The sequence below is a fragment of the Paenibacillus jiangxiensis genome (assembly GCF_046098255.1).
GTDB classification, from domain to species: domain Bacteria; phylum Bacillota; class Bacilli; order Paenibacillales; family Paenibacillaceae; genus Paenibacillus; species Paenibacillus jiagnxiensis.
The window spans coordinates 21,230-37,084 of record NZ_JBJURI010000022.1 but is presented as its reverse complement, the minus strand read 5'-3'; the positions used below and the strand labels follow the sequence as shown (position 1 = coordinate 37,084).

General features: G+C 50.2%; 14 protein-coding genes. 5 read left to right on the top strand and 9 right to left on the bottom strand.

Translation table 11 applies throughout. The annotated features are described in order from the left end of the window. Positions 1 to 113 precede the first annotated feature (113 nt). From def to ACI1P2_RS20095, 6 genes are all read right to left on the bottom strand, one after another. Complete coding sequence (def, locus tag ACI1P2_RS20120) at positions 114 to 692, bottom strand: peptide deformylase (protein ID WP_355321963.1); 579 nt, start codon at positions 690 to 692, stop codon at positions 114 to 116. Positions 693 to 961: 269 nt separating this feature from the next. After that, entirely contained in the window at positions 962 to 1,936 is a 975-nt protein-coding gene (locus ACI1P2_RS20115) for a polysaccharide pyruvyl transferase family protein (RefSeq protein WP_355321961.1), read from the bottom strand. Then, on the bottom strand, positions 1,911 to 3,290 hold the full coding sequence (locus ACI1P2_RS20110) for a lipopolysaccharide biosynthesis protein (protein ID WP_355321959.1): 1,380 nt from the start codon (positions 3,288 to 3,290) through the stop codon (positions 1,911 to 1,913). The genes ACI1P2_RS20115 and ACI1P2_RS20110 overlap by 26 nt, the downstream gene beginning before the upstream one ends. A 55-nt stretch (positions 3,291 to 3,345) precedes the next feature. After that, positions 3,346 to 4,251: a glycosyltransferase family 2 protein gene (locus ACI1P2_RS20105; protein WP_355321957.1), complete on the bottom strand. Its 906-nt coding sequence runs from the start codon at positions 4,249 to 4,251 to the stop codon at positions 3,346 to 3,348. A 17-nt stretch (positions 4,252 to 4,268) separates the two neighbouring features. Further along, the gene (locus tag ACI1P2_RS20100) at positions 4,269 to 5,228 is read right to left on the bottom strand and encodes a glycosyltransferase family 2 protein (RefSeq protein WP_355321955.1); all 960 of its coding nucleotides are present in this window, start codon (positions 5,226 to 5,228) and stop codon (positions 4,269 to 4,271) included. A gap of 203 nt (positions 5,229 to 5,431) precedes the next feature. Continuing rightward, on the bottom strand, positions 5,432 to 6,199 hold the full coding sequence (locus ACI1P2_RS20095; protein WP_355321953.1) for a DUF1836 domain-containing protein: 768 nt from the start codon (positions 6,197 to 6,199) through the stop codon (positions 5,432 to 5,434). 260 nt (positions 6,200 to 6,459) lie between these two features. Here ACI1P2_RS20095 and ACI1P2_RS20090 point away from each other — a divergent pair, with 260 nt between their 5' ends. Next, the gene (locus ACI1P2_RS20090; RefSeq protein WP_355322132.1) at positions 6,460 to 7,782 is read left to right on the top strand and encodes a hemolysin family protein; all 1,323 of its coding nucleotides are present in this window, start codon (positions 6,460 to 6,462) and stop codon (positions 7,780 to 7,782) included. Positions 7,783 to 7,907: 125 nt separating this feature from the next. Beyond that, positions 7,908 to 8,711: an undecaprenyl-diphosphate phosphatase gene (gene bacA, locus ACI1P2_RS20085; RefSeq protein ID WP_355321951.1), complete on the top strand. Its 804-nt coding sequence runs from the start codon at positions 7,908 to 7,910 to the stop codon at positions 8,709 to 8,711. 53 nt (positions 8,712 to 8,764) lie between these two features. Here bacA and ACI1P2_RS20080 read toward each other — a convergent pair whose 3' ends face one another. Beyond that, positions 8,765 to 9,091, bottom strand: a complete 327-nt coding sequence (locus ACI1P2_RS20080; protein WP_355322130.1) for a thioredoxin family protein — start codon at positions 9,089 to 9,091, stop codon at positions 8,765 to 8,767. Between the two features lie 71 nt (positions 9,092 to 9,162). Then, positions 9,163 to 10,071: an aldo/keto reductase gene (locus ACI1P2_RS20075; RefSeq protein ID WP_355321949.1), complete on the bottom strand. Its 909-nt coding sequence runs from the start codon at positions 10,069 to 10,071 to the stop codon at positions 9,163 to 9,165. 214 nt (positions 10,072 to 10,285) lie between these two features. On the opposite strand from ACI1P2_RS20075, the gene ACI1P2_RS20070 reads away from it, so the two are divergent. From ACI1P2_RS20070 to hmpA, 3 genes are all read left to right on the top strand, one after another. Continuing rightward, a complete protein-coding gene (locus ACI1P2_RS20070; RefSeq protein WP_355321947.1) occupies positions 10,286 to 11,257 on the top strand; it encodes a ring-cleaving dioxygenase in 972 nt (323 codons plus the stop codon). A gap of 142 nt (positions 11,258 to 11,399) precedes the next feature. Further along, on the top strand, positions 11,400 to 12,425 hold the full coding sequence (locus tag ACI1P2_RS20065) for a glycoside hydrolase family 53 protein (protein WP_355321945.1): 1,026 nt from the start codon (positions 11,400 to 11,402) through the stop codon (positions 12,423 to 12,425). Between the two features lie 123 nt (positions 12,426 to 12,548). Then, complete coding sequence (gene hmpA / locus ACI1P2_RS20060) at positions 12,549 to 13,769, top strand: NO-inducible flavohemoprotein (protein WP_355321943.1); 1,221 nt, start codon at positions 12,549 to 12,551, stop codon at positions 13,767 to 13,769. A 132-nt stretch (positions 13,770 to 13,901) separates the two neighbouring features. On the opposite strand, the gene ACI1P2_RS20055 is transcribed toward hmpA, so the two are convergent. Beyond that, positions 13,902 to 15,596 (bottom strand): M3 family oligoendopeptidase, encoded by a 1,695-nt coding sequence (locus ACI1P2_RS20055; RefSeq protein WP_355321941.1) that lies wholly within the window; start codon positions 15,594 to 15,596, stop codon positions 13,902 to 13,904. Between the last annotated feature and the right edge of the window lie 259 nt (positions 15,597 to 15,855).

Below are 15,855 nucleotides of genomic sequence, written 5' to 3'. Positions count from 1 at the left end.
TAAAAAACCTCCTGAAGCGACCAAATCTAAAAAACAGGAATGTTTGTCTCAGCTCAATTCCTTTTGTAGTTTGTCATCCGGGAGGTTTGGTACTGCATATCAATTTGTCACTTTTAAACAACTGGCTCTATAAATACATTCTGGGGAAGAGCATACGGATTATCCTTGGCGATACGGTCATAGAACATAATACCGTCCAGATGATCCAGCTCATGCTGAACGACGATAGCCGTGTATCCTCTGAACGTATAAATTTGCTCTTTTCCCTGTGCATCCGCTGCTTTGACCTTAATCTTGGCGTAGCGTGGGACATATCCCGGCACATACCTGTCAACCGAGAGGCAGCCTTCCCCGGCTTCAAGATAGCTCATGGCGGCTGAATGGCTGATGATCTTGGGATTGTACAGCTCGCATATAACGGTTTCTTCCCCTAATTGAATATAAACAGCGCACATCCGCTTGTTCAGGCCAATCTGATTGGCTGATAAGCCTACTCCGGCCCGCAGTCCGTATTCGGCGGCAGTCTCATCATGTTGGCTGTTCTTAAGATAGTCCAGCATCAGCTCCATCCAGCGGCGGTCCTCACTGCTTGGAGGAAGCGGTACAGGCTCTGTACGTTTCCGCAGGATGGGATCTCCTTCCCGTACAATATCACTCATCAAAAGCATTTCGGGAACCGGCAGTTTATTCATTTCTTTTTGCCTCAACTTCCTTGCTAGAATAGTGCAACATTCAATATTACATGCTGTCTCTTATATATATTGAAGTGGCTGTTGTATATTGATGTTACTGTGAAAAGTTTCCTGTGGCATCTTGTGTAAAATTATATCGACGACCCGGCAAGCTTGTCAAAGCATCTGTCCTGAGGGCTCCCGTATCCTTGGGCGAATGTCCGGTTTCTCAACAAAAGGCAGCTCCGCATGGAACTGCCCGTAGGTAAAACATTATTGATATCAAAGGGTCAGGATGGCTGCTCCAGTTTGCTTTCGGAGGCGCCATGCAGGCTGGCCTTAGGGATTTCTGAAGTCCAGGTTTCGTAATATTGGGAGTTCTTCCCGTAGGAATTATCAATCACCACATTTGGCATGTCCAGCAGGCAGGATAAGATATGGCCATGCAGTCTGGAGGTACGGACCTCCTTGTAGGAGCTGAACAGGCTGATCGCCTTGTTCATCAAGTAATCGGTGTATTTATACCAGAAGGTCCGGGTTGGAAGCGGGCCGCCAAGCTTCTTGTCCAGACGGTAAAATTTCTGAAAATATACGATGCCGCGAACTTCCAGCGGGGTGAACATCGTGTCCCAATCCAGCCGGTTGCTGTCATCCGCCTCCCTGTCAAACTGCTGCTGTCCGGCAACCGTCTCAATATCTGTGCGCAGAAAATAGAGCACATCCTTCACCGGCATGGCTGACGGCTGCAGCGGCCACAGCTGGTGTGCCATATCCGGGCACATGCGGATCCGGCATTTATGGAATTTCGCCGTCGCAAAATCATAGGAGCGCGTGTCCCGCACGAAGATGTGCAGATCCGGATGGTTGTTGAACAGCGCAGCGGCCATGTCGGCCTTGCGCTCGCTTTCAAAATGAATGGTCTGCGGCATGACGACAATGCGGTGGTTTGGAAAATCACGCACGACCTTTTCCCGCAGATTCTGGTGGTTCGCGTACAGGTCGCCAAAATTTCCGCCGCCATGGCAGACGATAATCCAGTTGTCCGGGATGCTGAGTTTGTCGGGAAAGTCCATCGCGCTGTAGCGGGCACGAACCTTGATATTATAATCATGGAAAAATTTCTCCGTCCCCTTCATGATCAGCACGTCCCCGCCGTTGTTGTACACGGGATAATCCAGATAAATAATTTCCGAGCCCTGAGGCACCACCTCAAGAATTACTTTCAGCTTCTCTTTCAACTCATCCATTGGATGCAAGCTCGCCATCGTTCAATTCTCCCTTCTTTCGCTTCTTTTGTATGATCTGTATCAGGAATGTAATATCCTCCCTGTCAAACAATATCCGCCGCAGCGGAACCTTGAAGAACACCGGAAAAGAGAATACCGAAAAGGCCAGACGGACACAGGCTCCGGCCAGCAGCGCCAGCGCAATGCCTTCCAGCCCGAGCAAAGGTGTAAAGATGAAAAACATGGCGACCGTGATTGCATAAGCTGCGATCTGGCGGATCAGCACGAGGCCCGGACGGCCAAGGGCATTAAAGGCAGATGCCAGAATCCAGGAACCTCCGCCAATGATGCATTCCAGCGAGAGCAGATAAAAGGTCACATCCGCATCCAGAAAAGCGGGCCCGTACAGCAGCCCCAGCATATACCGGCCAATGAACAGGCTCGGGATGATGACAACGAGCATAATGGCCATGGATATGCGAAAGGCTCTGCCGACGGTCTCGATAATCTTCGTTTGGGACAATCCCGTAACGCGCGGAAAGGTTACGTTCGTTACCGCATTCTGCACCACATTGAACACCCTCGACAAAGCATACACAACAGAGTACAGCCCGAAATCCCGCGGCGACAGCAGGGCGACAATTACAATTTTGTCCGTTTGCGTGGACAGCGTCCCCATCAGCTCCATGCCATAAACCCTCGTTCCATAGCTGTAGTAGGGCCGCACGACTTTTTTATCAATGAACAAACGGAACTGGCGAGCATGCACCAAATGGCGCAGCTTGAAAAACGTCCATAGCAGTGCGGCCAGACTGGCCGCAAAGTTAATGGCCCCCGCAATATGAACATTGAGGAAACCGAGCAGCCAAACAACAATCAGACCGACGAAATTAAGGAACGGATACAGGAAAAGCAGCCCGTTATAGATGTCGAATTTTTCAAGGCTCTGGGAAAGCGCCGTTATGAGTGCCGTCAGCACCGCCAATGGTATGGCGGCCAGACAGTATAATCTGGACAGCTGAATGATGTCAGGTGAATATCCATTCAGCCAAACCGGCATGAACAGCCAGGCGATTCCCCCTGCCAGCAGACATGCGGGCAGTTGAATCCATAGGGATAATCCGAGCAGTTCCTCAATGCTGCCCGTCTTCTTTTTGACGTTGTATATGAGAGAAGTAGGCAGTCCAAAGCTCAATACGCTGCCGATCAGCGTAGGCCAGAAAAGCACTGCCGCCAGCTCCCCCTTGCCTTCAACCCCGAGCATCCGTGCGGTTAAAATCGAAGTAAGCGTCGTGACGATCAGCACGAAGAAATTGTTAAAGCTGGTACGCATAATGGTTTTGGCCAGGCTGTCGCCTGTAAACACTTTTTTGGCTGCCGTCCAAGCGCTCATCTTACTCACATCCCTGCTCTGCTTCTATACTTTGCTACCTGCGACACGGCCGCTGTTAACCGGCAGCCTCATTGGAAAATATCGCTTTTAAAGCCTTTTTATAACCTTTGATTGCGGAATTGTTTTTCTTGGGTCTTTCCCTGAGCATGAAATACAGTGTTGTCCAGCAAAGCGCCGCATATTTGATCGGGCCCGATTGTTCATCCCTTAGCAGATGAATATGGTTCATCACACGCATGTAGGCCACTTGCTCCATATTATCGCGGGAAGACGGAGATTCATGGTGCAGCAGCATTAACAGAGGGTTAATGTATAATGGACCGCTCTTCAACGCGATGCGGGACAGGAGCAGGTCTTCACCGACACTGTAGCTCTGCAGCCAGGGAACCGGCTGCAGCCCGCGGATCGCTTCCTTGCGGAAGGACATGTTGCAGCCATGAAAAAATTCGGTTTTGAACGTCCTGCGCGCCTTATGCCAGTTGTACATAGACCCTGATTGGCCGCTGAGGGACAGCTTCCCTTTAAAGGGCGACTGCTGAAAGGACAGCAGACAGCGGATGGTGCCAAAAAAGCTGTTGCTCATGCCCTTCGCGACTCCACCTACCCCCGCCGCCTGGGGATATTCCTCATAGGTACGCATTAAATTCTGAATATAATCGGCAGGAAGCTCCACATCGTCGTCCAAAAAAAGGATGATGCCGCCTCTGGCGATCTCCACCGTCTCCACTCTTGACAGCCATAGCCCCGGCTGCTCCTTACGATGATAGCGCAGCTCCATTGCTGCCGGCTCCAACCTCTGCTCCTGCTGCTTCACAAACTCCTCTGTCAGCGCTCCGTCATCTACAATCAGCACCTCGGCCTGCAGCCCTGCCGGCAGCTTGGACTGTGCGATGGAGGAAATGCACCGCTTCAGATCCTCCTCCCGATTGCGTGTGCAAATGGCAATGGACAAGGCAATCATCAGGCTCCCTCCTTCGGTTAAGTGAGGCCTTTCCTGCCGATGGGCAGGGAAGCCGTATATTCATCATATTTCTGCTTGCGCGGATTCAGGACAAACAGACAGCCCTGCGCATATCCGGCTACCGCGTTGAAGTTTCTTTTTAGCGCCTGCTTGAACATTAAATAAGAAAGCGTCCAGAGCAGCGCGGCGTAATTCCAGAGTCCCGCCTGTTTCAGCAGCAGGAAATAATAGTGGTTAACGGCCGTAGCTTTGGCTACCTTGCCGGCCTTATCCCGCGAGCTCGGGGATTCATGATGTATAATCTTGAGATTCGGATCGATGATCAGCTTGCCGTAGCGGCCAGCAAGAAGGCACATGTAAAGATCATCCGCAACCGCGTAGCTGGTCATCCATGGATAAGGCTTCATATCCCGTAGCGCGTACCGGCGGAAAGACATGTTGCAGCCGTGAAAGAATTCAGTGGGGAATATCGATTTAACTTCCCCCCACTGCAGCAGCGAGCCTGCCAGACTGCTGGGGGAGAGCTTGCCCGGTGAGGAGGACATTTGGCATGTCAAAACGCCCAGCAGCTTGCCTGCCCGGCTTGTACTCAGTCCTTTGGCGACCCCGCCCACACCTACAATACTTTCATCCTGCTCGTATATATCGAGCAGGCGTCTGATGTACAGCCTGTCATCCAATTCCGCGTCATCATCGAAATAAAGGACAATATCATTTTTCACCATGGACAGCGCAAGATACCGGGAAAGCCATACCCCCGGCTGCTCCTTCTTATGATATTTCAATTCCCCGTTGGGCAGTCCAGTGAGCATTTCCCGGTACTCCTCCAGCTTGTGTGCCGGGATATCCCCGTCGTCGACAATCAGCAGTTCAATTGCCGAATTCTTGATGTCCTGCTGCAAGGCAATGGATCGAATGCAGCGCGTCAAATCTTCAATCCGGTTCCTTGTACATATGATGATTGAAACATCGGACATGCCACGGTCTCCTCCCATCCTATCCGTTTCTCTTTCTGTCCAGAATTATTTTCCAATTGCTGGATTGTATATTCTTATTTTATATTCGACAACATTTGAGTGTACATACCACTTTGGTATACTTTTTCGTACATATGAAAACTTATAGATAGGGAATGACAAAAAAAAGAGAAATGGCTGTTACCATTCCTCTTCATCGCTGATTAAAAGTCCAGAAACAGCGTCGCATTGACATATCTGCGGGCCATGGACAGGAAATATGAGTTTTGGATCGATACGGCTGCCACCAGCAGCGCATTCCTAAGGGCTTCCCGCTGGTTCGGGCTCAGATGGACAAGACCATCCGTGTACCTGCCTGCCGCACGCAGCAGCATATCCTCTGTAAGGCCATCCTTTAAAGTGGAGGCAGGTCCCGTACCTGTAATATCAAACATCCCGTCGCCATTGGCGTCGAGCTCCTCAAACAAGGATGAATATGCGGCATACAGATGCACGGGCTGCATCAGGTCGTCGCTGTCGTCCCCCGGCTGGCCAAACAGGATATGAAACAGCTTGCGGATGGATTCAAAATCAAGGCTTGATTTGAGATCCTCTATAATGAGCAGGATAGCCGCCTGGTTGATGGAATACTTCTTCCCTACCTGTGGCGATCCAAGAAATTCTTTAAAATCCCGTTTCACCCAGTTCTGCATGGAAGCCAACGAGACGTGACTGTACTCGATCAGTTGACCGAGTGAAGCAATCTCCTGCAGAGAAAAGGCAGCAATTTGCCTTCCTTTTATAATTTTCTCCAGCACGGGAGTCACTTCAGTGCTTAAAAAGGCAGGCAGCGTGCTGCCGGCACGAAGCCTTTCCTGGTGGTTCTTTCTCCAAGCCTCCTGAAGTACGGCCAAAGGCTGCAGGACCTGACAGTTATCAAGCGCAAGCAGCAAATGGGCCATGTCGCTGCGGGTCATTGTAAAGGACTCCATTTGCCTTCCTCCTTATGCTTTGGTATTGCATTTCAAGTTCATGCGAACCCATCATACGCCTAAGCATGCAGGTTGTAAAGAGCAGGCAAGATAAGAGCGAGCAAGCTGACGAGCGGAGGCTATTCTGCCTCTAATTCGAGCAAATTTGGGGTCCAAGGGGTTGACAGCTTTCTTTTTAACAGTTGTACTTTCTCTTTTAAGGTCTTAAAATAAGTTCATATGAACTTAAATTTATCAGAAAAGGGATGAGTGAAAATTATATGGACATAGGTGTCAGTCTATTATTGTTCGCGTTGTTAATTGTGCTGAGTGGTTTCTTCGTGGCTACTGAATTTGCCATCATCAAAATTCGTTCCAGCCGAGTGGATCAACTGGTGGTGGAAAACCGCAAAAATGCGAAAGCGCTGCGGACGGTAGTCAACAATCTGGACGGATATTTGTCCGCCTGCCAGCTTGGCATTACAATAACGGCGCTTGGACTTGGCTGGCTCGGTGAACCGACTGTGGTCAAAATTTTAGAGCCTGTATTTACTAAAGTAGGCATCAGTGGTGATTTTGGCCATATTCTAGCTTTCATAATCTCTTTTATTATTGTGACTTACCTGCACGTCGTTATTGGTGAATTGGCCCCTAAAACATTGGCGATTCGCAAAGCGGAAACAGTCAGTCTGTTAACATCTCCTCCAATTATCTGGTTTAACCGCATCATGTACCCCTTCATCTGGCTTCTGAACGGCTCTGCCAACAGACTGGTCCGTTTATTCGGATTGAAGCCCGCGTCGGAGCATGAAGAGGCGCATTCTCAGGAAGAGATCCAAATCATCCTGTCGGAAAGCGTGGAAAGCGGAAAAATTAACAATACAGAGTACGGATACGTGAACCGTATCTTTGCCTTTGACGAAACCGTGGCCAAAGAAATTATGGTGCCGCGTACCGATATGGTTTGTCTGTATACCAACCGCAGCTTGAAAGAGAACATGCAGACCATTTACGATGAGCAGTATACCCGCTTCCCGGTTGCAACCGAAAGCAAGGACCAAATTATCGGTATGATCAATACGAAGCAGTTCTTTCTGGAGCATGACCGGAATCCGGATCTGGATTTCAAATCCCTGATTCATCCGATTCTTACGGTACCGGAAGTAATCCCGGTCAATGACTTGCTGAAAAGGATGCAGAAGGAGCAGGTTCATATAGCGCTGCTGGTGGACGAGTACGGCGGCACATCCGGTATTATTACGATTGAAGATATTCTGGAAGAGATCGTCGGCGAAATCCGCGACGAATTCGATAAAGATGAACGCAAGGAAATCGAGAAGCTGTCCGAGAACAGCTATCTGATGGATGGCAAAGTCATCCTGTCCGAGTTCAGCGATTTGACCGGTCTGAATTTGGAAGAGGAGGACGTTGATACGGTTGGTGGCTGGGTGTACAGCCGAATTCCCGAACCGAAGACGGGCAAAGAGTATTCCGAAGGCCATGTAAAGGTCATTATCCGCGAAATGGGCAAAAACCGTGTCAGACGCGTGGAGGTTATTATTGAGGAGCCGTCGCTCCTCAGTGGAGAAGAAGAAACGGACTAAGTTTGAATTTCACCGAAAAACATTGTACACTTTACTTCGTTCTACACAAATGAGTAAAATAAATGACAGGGCATACGGCTTGGCCGCGTGCCCTGCATGCGTGTGTGGGGAGGAGAGAATAGTACATGGACATTTTGTCGGCAATTATTATGGGCATCATTGAGGGATTAACCGAATTTTTACCTGTCTCATCGACCGGGCACATGATTTTGACCGCCGACCTGCTGAATCTTAACACAGACAGTGAATCCGTCAAGACATTCGAAGTTGTAGTACAGCTGGGAGCCGTACTTGCGGTCGTCGTATTGTATTTCGGAAAGTTTCTGAGTTTGTTCGATTTCCGGAAGCAGACGCTTCAATCCCTGAAGCCGCGTTTGAACCTGCTTCATATCATCCTCGCGATGATCCCTGCTTCCCTGCTGGGCGTACTGCTGCGTGACTTTATCAAGGAATATTTATTTGGTCCGCAAACGGTCGTATACAGCCTGGTTGCGGGAGGTCTGCTGATGATTGCCGCTGAAAAATTTCATCCGAGAGCAACGGCGGAAACAGTGGATGAAATTACATACAAACAGGCCTTTATCATTGGAGTATTCCAAATTCTTGCCCTGTGGCCCGGCTTCTCCCGTTCAGGCTCGACCATTTCCGGCGGTCTGTTCGCAAGAGTAAGCAGCACGGCAGCAGCCGAATTCACCTTCCTGGTGTCGGTTCCGATTATGCTGGGAGCCACGGTTGTGGATATGTACAAAAGTGTAGGCCACCTTTCTTCCAGTGATTTCACCGTGTTTGCGGTTGGCTTTATTACCGCCTTTATCGTAGGTATGCTGGCCATCAAGACCTTCCTCGGTTTGCTGAAACGGTTAAGCCTCACTTCGTTTGCCATTTACCGCTTCGTGCTGGCCGCCGTATTTTTCTTTATTGTTCTGTAATTTAAAAAGGATGTATCCCGGCGTTTGAATAACGGGTACATCCTTTTTCATTCTTATACCTTCGATTCCAGCGTCTCCAGGTATTCAGAGATTTGTGCCGGGGTTTTGGCAAATTTGCTGTGAAGATGGGCAATCTTCTCCCCGCCGCGGAATACCAGCAGGCTCGGAATGCCGCGAACCTGATATTCTTCAGCTATTGGCTGAAACTGCTCGGCATCCATGGCATAAAACTCTTTATCAGGATGCTTCTCGATGATCCCGCCAATAAATTTGTCCAGCGTCTTGCAGTCCGGACACCAGGTTGCATCGAATTTGATTACCGTTATTCCATCTCCCTGTATCAACTCCTGATACTGCTGCTGCGATTCAATGCGCTCCATCGTCCATTCCTCCTGTTGTATACTTGTTTCCTTCATTGTAATCCATATTTCTTAAATTGCAACCGTGGCAGTTACCGGTGCTGTGCGTAGCGGTTTGCTCTGGTAATGCTTCTCAGCTCGCTGATTTCCTGCTCCGTTAACGGCGCGACAGCGGCAGCGCCAACATTATGCTGCAGTTGCTCCGGAGAGCTCGCTCCAGGAATGGCTGTGGCCACAGCCGGATGCGCAAGGCTGTAGCGGATGGCCATCTGCTCCATGCTCCGCTCATCACTAGAGAACGGTGCAAGGCGTTCACGCACTTTCAGCAGCTCCGATTGCTCATAATCGAGGTAACCTTTGGCCGCCTTGGACGCCCCTCTCTCAGCCAGCACACCGCTCGCTACAGGGCCGCGTGCGATCAGGCTGATTCCCTCCTTCTCCAGCAAGGGGAGAATCTCTTCTTCTGCCCGCCGGTCCAGAAGGCTGTATTGGTTCATAACACTTACGATTCCTGAGCGTTTCACATATTCGCGGATCACATTCGGCCGGATGGATGAAATACCGTACCAGCGGATAACACCCTCGCGCTTTAACTGTTCAAATGCCTCGATCGTCTCGTCTATCGGATCGTCCAGCGTACCGCCATGCAGCTGGTACAGATCGATATAATCCGTGCCGAGCCGTTTCAGGCTTTCTTTCACAGCCTCCAGGATATAAGCCTTCGACGGGTCCCATACCCAGCCTTCCTGGCCCGGAATGCGGCGATTGCCTACCTTCGTCGCAATAATCACATCCTGGCGCCGTCCCCGCACGGCCCTGCCAACGATCTCTTCATTCCGGCCGCTGTCATACAAATCGGCTGTATCCAGAAAATTAATGCCCTTTTCAAGCGCTTCATGAATCAGATAGATTCCCTTTTGTTCCTCCGTACCTATCGTCATGCAGCCGAAGCCAATTTCGCTCACTATGAGATCGGAAGATCCAAGCCGGTTTGTTTTCATGCTTTCTCTCCTCCCTATTGATTGCTGCCATGATATCCCCAAGCCTTATGTACAAGTTTATCGTATCTTATCCTTGCCGCCTGTTCAAGCGTACCAAACAACAGAAAACGAATGAGTTGACAATTATCACTAAATGATATATCTTTAAATCAAGATAATTAATGAATCAAGCTCCGCTGCTTCAAAATAAAGAAATCTCCAAGGAGGAATTAACATGAAATTGCTTGGATTGCATCATGTATCGGCTTTCACAGCCTCTGCAGCCAAAAACTTCGAGTTTTACACGGAAGTGCTCGGCATGCGCCTGATCAAAAAAACCGTCAACCAGGATGATGTCCGCGTGTACCACCTGTTCTACGGGGATGAGCTCGGAACCGCCGGCACCGAGCTGACGTTCTTCGAAATTCCGCATGCCGGACAGAACCGCAGAGGTAATAACAGCATCTCCTCCCTGTCGCTGCGTGTTCCGAGCGATAAAGCTTTGACCTACTGGAAGAACCGGTTTGAGGAACTGAACGTTACCCATGAAGAAATTACGGAACAGGCCGGGCATCGGATCCTGCCATTTGAGGATTTTGAAGGCCAACGCTTCTATCTGATTTCCGATGAGCACGATCAGGGAGTCCGGGGCGGCAAGCCTTGGGACAAAAGCCCTGTTCCGGCTGAGTACGGCATCATCGGACTTGGCCCGGTCAAGCTGACGGTCCCCACAGCCGAGCATACCGAGCTGATTCTTGAAAAGGTGATGGGCTTCCGTAAAACAGGGTCGTACCCTTCTCCTGCAGCAGGACAGCCGGATATCGTCATTTATGAAACGGCCGAAGGCGGAAACGGCGCCCAGGTGCATCTTGAAGAGCGAAACGATCTTCCGGCAGAGCGGCTTGGACGCGGCGGCGTACACCACGTGGCATTCCGCGTAACCGACGAAGAGGAGCTGCGCCAATGGGTGGAACGCATCCGCAGCCTGCAAATCGGCAATTCAGGCTTCGTGGACCGCTTTTACTTCCGCTCCCTGTATTTCCGCGAGCCTAACGGCATTCTGTTCGAGCTGGCTACCGACGGACCCGGCTTCGCAACCGATGAAGATCCGGAGCATCTCGGGGAAGCTCTTGCCCTTCCACCGTTTCTGGAAGAACGCCGTGAAGATATTGAGGCCAATTTGAAGCCGCTGAATACTAAAAAATAAAATCGGATCATGAAGACCGGGACTTCCGTCTGAACAGGGAGTCCCGGTTTTTTAGTCTTTTTCCACCTTTTGTTGGACAGTTGTCTTCGATAAAATGAAAACCATGGTCATACATACCAACTAAAGACAAGGAGAGAGACCCATGCTGATGAAGGAACTCAAACGGATCACGATCATGCTGCTCTGTGTTATCCTGCTTGGACTTGGTACAGGAGCCTCCGCATCGGCAAAGGCACAGCCATTTGCCAATGGAGCAGATGTAGGTTGGCTCTCCGAAATGGAGAAGGCCGGGAAATCATTTTATAACGACACTGGCACCAAACAGGATTTGCTTACCATTTTAAAAGCTCAAGGCATCAATTCCATCCGGCTGCGCGTCTGGGTCCATCCACAAAACGGCTTCTCCGGCAAAGAGGATGTGGTCAAGCTGGCCGTGCGTGCACAGAAAATGGGCTTTCGTGTCATGATCAACTTTCATTACAGCGACTCCTGGGCTGACTGGAAAAAGCAGCCTTTGCCCGCCGCCTGGAAAAATTACAGCTATGATCAGATTAAACGAGCCGTCTATTACCACACCTACAGTGTCATGCATGCATTAAAAGCAAATGGCGTACAGCCCGAATGGGTCCAGGTCGGAAACGAAATCAATGACGGATTGCTGTGGAATCACGGCCGCGCTTCGACCAATATGAAGCAATTTGCCGGGATTGTGAAAGCAGGCGCTTCCGCGGTGAAAACCGTCAGTCCCGAAAGCAAGGTCGTCCTTCATCTGAGCAACGGGTATGACAACAAGCTGTACCGCAGCATATTCGACGCGCTGCGCGCTTACGGCGTCAAATGGGACGTGATTGGAATGTCCCTGTATCCGACGATTGACAATTGGCAGAAGCTGAATCAACAAACACTGGATAACATGAACGATATGGCCAGCCGTTACGGCAAGGAAGTGATGATCAGCGAGGTCGGTATGGATGCCTCCAAGCCGTCGGAAACGAAAGCCTTCCTCACGGATCTGATCCGGAAAACCAAGTCTGTCCCCGGTAACAAAGGGCTCGGCGTATTTTACTGGGAGCCGGGAGCGTATGGAGGTTGGCATGATTACAAGCTGGGCGCCTTCGACAGCAAAGGCAAGGTCACTGAAGCGCTCGACGCTTTCCTGGAGAAGTAGCCGCTGCACTCAAGCATTCTGATGGATCCCTCATCTACATTTTCTAAAAAATGGATAAACCACATTTTCCCAAGCCATACTACCAGGGTACAAACAGTTCTTAATGAGAAGGGACATACAGATATGCTTGATTCAAAAACAACGGATATTGTAAAAGAAACCGCTCCAGTGTTAAAACAGCACAGCCAGCAAATCGGGAAACGTTTTTACGAGCTGCTGTTCCATAAGGTCCCTGATCTCTACAATCTCTTCAATCAAACCAATCAGAAAAGAGGAATCCAGCAGGAAGCGCTGGGTTATGTGGTATATGCCGCCGGGGAGCATATTACGAACTTGGAGTCACTGACCCCCGTCATCAGAAGGATTAATGAAAAACACCGGGCCATCGGCATTAAAGCGGAACAATATCCTATTGTCGGTGAAACACTGCTGCAGGCGGTTAAAGATGTGCTTGGTGATGCGGCCACCGACGAGATTCTGGATGCGTGGGGAAAAGCCTACGGATACATCGCTGATGTGTTCATCCGGATGGAACAGGAGCTGTATGAGCAGACAGAACAGCAGCCGGGCGGATGGGCAGGCTACCGCCGGTTTATTGTGAATAAGAAAGTACAGGAAACGGCAGATGTCACTTCATTTTATCTGAAGCCGGAGGATGGCCGGCCGATTGCAGCCTGCAAAGCAGGCCAATATCTGACGCTCAAGGCGGAAATTCCGGGAGAAACCTACACCCACATCCGCCATTACAGCATTTCCGATGCGCCAGGCAAGAGCTATTACCGAATCAGTGCGAAGCGTGAAGATGCGGGAGCGGATAATCCGGAAGGGATTGTTTCACACTACCTGCACGATCAGGTGCAGGTCGGTGATGCCCTGCTGTTCTCCGCTCCTGCCGGTGACTTTGTGCTGAGCGCGAACACTCGTCCGGTGGTGCTGATCAGCGGCGGGATCGGAATCACTCCGCTGATCGGCATGCTGAATGAGATGGTGGAGACACAGCAGAAGCGTGAGGTTATTTTCGTCCATTCCACGGCCAACAGCCAGACCCACGCCTTCCGTGATCATGTAGCCATGGTTGAGCAGACCAGCGAAAATGTACGATCTTACGCATGTTACTCGTCCCCTACGGAGGAGGATATTTCAGCAGGCCGTTTTACAAAAAAAGGGAGAATTGATCTGGACCTGCTTAAGTCGCTTAAACCTGCCACACCGGCAAACTATTACTTGTGCGGCTCGATCCCCTTCATGGAGGGCATTGTCAAGCTGCTTCACGAACTGGGTGTTCCCGCGGAGGATATCCACTATGAAGCCTTCAGCCCGCTTGCCATGCTGGAAGAGGAATAATCCTCGCGGGAAAGCCCGGGCGAGCATGAAACCGTGGCAACGACAAAAAGGCCCGCTGCCGATCAGCGAGCCTTTGCTTGTTTTAACTGTTCATTTTACGTTACGGAAACTTTCGTTCAGCCCTACGAACATTTAGAGCTTCCGATCGTCCACACCATTCAGCCAGGCCTCAATGTCGCCAATGACAGATGTGACGCATCCCGCTTCAAACGGGGATTTCAGTCCCGCCAGCTCAACCAGACCTGTGAAGGACTGGCTTCCCCCTGCCCGGCATAAACGCAGGTAGTCATTCCAGGCAGGCTGCCAATCCGCATTCATGCGTTTCCAGAACTGGAAGGCGCAAATTTGGGCCAGCGTATAGTCAATATAATAAAATGGTGCCTGAAAAATATGCGCCTGCTTGTGCCAGAAGCCTCCGCCCTCCAAATAATCATTACCCTCGTAGTTTTTATGCGGCAAATATTTACGCTCAATAGAACGCCATGCCTGCTTCCGCTCCGCCGGAGTCCAGTCCGGATTTTCGTAGACGGCATGCTGAAATTCATCCACAGCAACTCCATAAGGAATAAACAGCAGTGCTGACGAGAGATGATCGAAATGGTATTTTTCCGTATCCTCCTCAAAGAAAAGCTTCATCCACGGCCATGTGAAAAATTCCATACTCATGGAATGAATCTCCGCAGCCTCGTAGGTGGACCAAAAATATTCAGGGATGTCAAAATGCCTGCTCTCATACACCTGGAAGGCGTGCCCGGCTTCATGTGTCAGTACATCGATATCCCCGGAGGTGCCGTTAAAATTCGAAAAAATGAAAGGAGCGCCGTAATCCGTAAGAAATGTGCAGTAGCCCCCGCTCTGCTTGCCTTTTTTGCTGACCAGATCCATCAGGCCGTTGCCCGTCATAAACGTAAAAAATTCGTTCACCTCGGGAGACAGCTCTTTATACATGCGTGCCCCGTTTTCAATGATCCAATCCGGTCCGCCTTTGGGAGTCGGGTTGCCTGTCGGAAAAGCAAAGCTTTCGTCATAATAACGCAGCTTCTCCACACCGATCCGCTGCCGCTGCCGCTCCTTCAAACGGGAAGCAGCGGGAACAATATGCTCAGCCACCTGATTGCGGAAATTGGCGACCATCGCCGCATCATAATCCGTCCGGTTCATGCGCGCATAACCGAGCTCCACAAAGTTGGCATATCCCAGCTTGCGGGCCATCCGGGTGCGGACCTTCACCAGCTCGTCGTAAATGCGGTCAAACTCGTCTTCGTTCCCAGCCAAAAAACCGCTCTGTGCTTCAGCGGCTCTGCGCCGGACGTCGCGGTCCGTCGACTGCAGGAATGGAGTTAATTGCGGTAGTGTGCGCTCTTCCCCTTCAAAAGGGATTTTGGCGGATGCAATCAGGGCCATGTATTCCGTGCCAAGCTTGTTCTCCTGCTGCATATCTTCGATAATCGAAGGATCAAACGCTTTAAGGGAAACCTCTGCCAAACGGAACAGCTGGCTGCCCCATTGCTTTTCCAGCTCCCCCCGCAAAGGCGAATCCGCCAGCGCCCGGTAATAGTCGGTTATGTATTCCTGGATCACGGGTTTGATTTCATCCACGTATTCTTTCTCTTTTTTATAAAACTCATCTGTAGTATCGATAGAATGTCTGACTTCAACCAGCTGGCAGCTTGTATCCACATGGCTGCGCAATTTATTGAGCTCCTGGATGACCGCCTTTCCCTGCTCTGGCTGGCTTGCATTCCGGAACTGTTCCAACAGATTTTTAAACCGCTGTTCAAATTCGGACAAATCCGGTCTTTCATATTTCATCTCACTGAACTTCATAGACGCGGCCTCCCTTTTTCCCAATATGTTGTTTATTATACATCCCGATTGCTATAATATACCAGCATTTTAAGTATGCAATGTGCTCCTAAGACGCTCCGAGAACGAACCATTCCTACGATCGCTGTTGTCCCCAGATTTCCAATGATTATAATTTTTAGCGGTAGAAATTCGGGGACAAAGGCGAACGCTCCACTTTTCCGGAATTGCTTCGTCCTCTCCGCTGCTGCGTGCGTATCCCAACTTAAAAAAGGTAGAA

Excerpts from the sequence above, each read along its gene's own strand:
- ACI1P2_RS20090 (WP_355322132.1), top strand. The coding sequence starts at position 6,460 with ATGGACATAGGTGTCAGTCTATTATTGTTCGCGTTGTTAATTGTGCTG.
- ACI1P2_RS20065 (WP_355321945.1), top strand. The coding sequence starts at position 11,400 with ATGCTGATGAAGGAACTCAAACGGATCACGATCATGCTGCTCTGTGTT.
- ACI1P2_RS20100 (WP_355321955.1), bottom strand. The coding sequence starts at position 5,228 with ATGTCCGATGTTTCAATCATCATATGTACAAGGAACCGGATTGAAGAT.
- bacA (WP_355321951.1), top strand. The coding sequence starts at position 7,908 with ATGGACATTTTGTCGGCAATTATTATGGGCATCATTGAGGGATTAACC.
- ACI1P2_RS20070 (WP_355321947.1), top strand. The coding sequence starts at position 10,286 with ATGAAATTGCTTGGATTGCATCATGTATCGGCTTTCACAGCCTCTGCA.
- hmpA (WP_355321943.1), top strand. The coding sequence starts at position 12,549 with ATGCTTGATTCAAAAACAACGGATATTGTAAAAGAAACCGCTCCAGTG.
- ACI1P2_RS20110 (WP_355321959.1), bottom strand. The coding sequence starts at position 3,290 with ATGAGCGCTTGGACGGCAGCCAAAAAAGTGTTTACAGGCGACAGCCTG.
- ACI1P2_RS20080 (WP_355322130.1), bottom strand. The coding sequence starts at position 9,091 with ATGGAGCGCATTGAATCGCAGCAGCAGTATCAGGAGTTGATACAGGGA.
- ACI1P2_RS20095 (WP_355321953.1), bottom strand. The coding sequence starts at position 6,199 with ATGGAGTCCTTTACAATGACCCGCAGCGACATGGCCCATTTGCTGCTT.
- ACI1P2_RS20075 (WP_355321949.1), bottom strand. The coding sequence starts at position 10,071 with ATGAAAACAAACCGGCTTGGATCTTCCGATCTCATAGTGAGCGAAATT.
- ACI1P2_RS20115 (WP_355321961.1), bottom strand. The coding sequence starts at position 1,936 with ATGGCGAGCTTGCATCCAATGGATGAGTTGAAAGAGAAGCTGAAAGTA.
- ACI1P2_RS20055 (WP_355321941.1), bottom strand. The coding sequence starts at position 15,596 with ATGAAGTTCAGTGAGATGAAATATGAAAGACCGGATTTGTCCGAATTT.
- ACI1P2_RS20105 (WP_355321957.1), bottom strand. The coding sequence starts at position 4,251 with ATGATTGCCTTGTCCATTGCCATTTGCACACGCAATCGGGAGGAGGAT.
- def (WP_355321963.1), bottom strand. The coding sequence starts at position 692 with ATGAATAAACTGCCGGTTCCCGAAATGCTTTTGATGAGTGATATTGTA.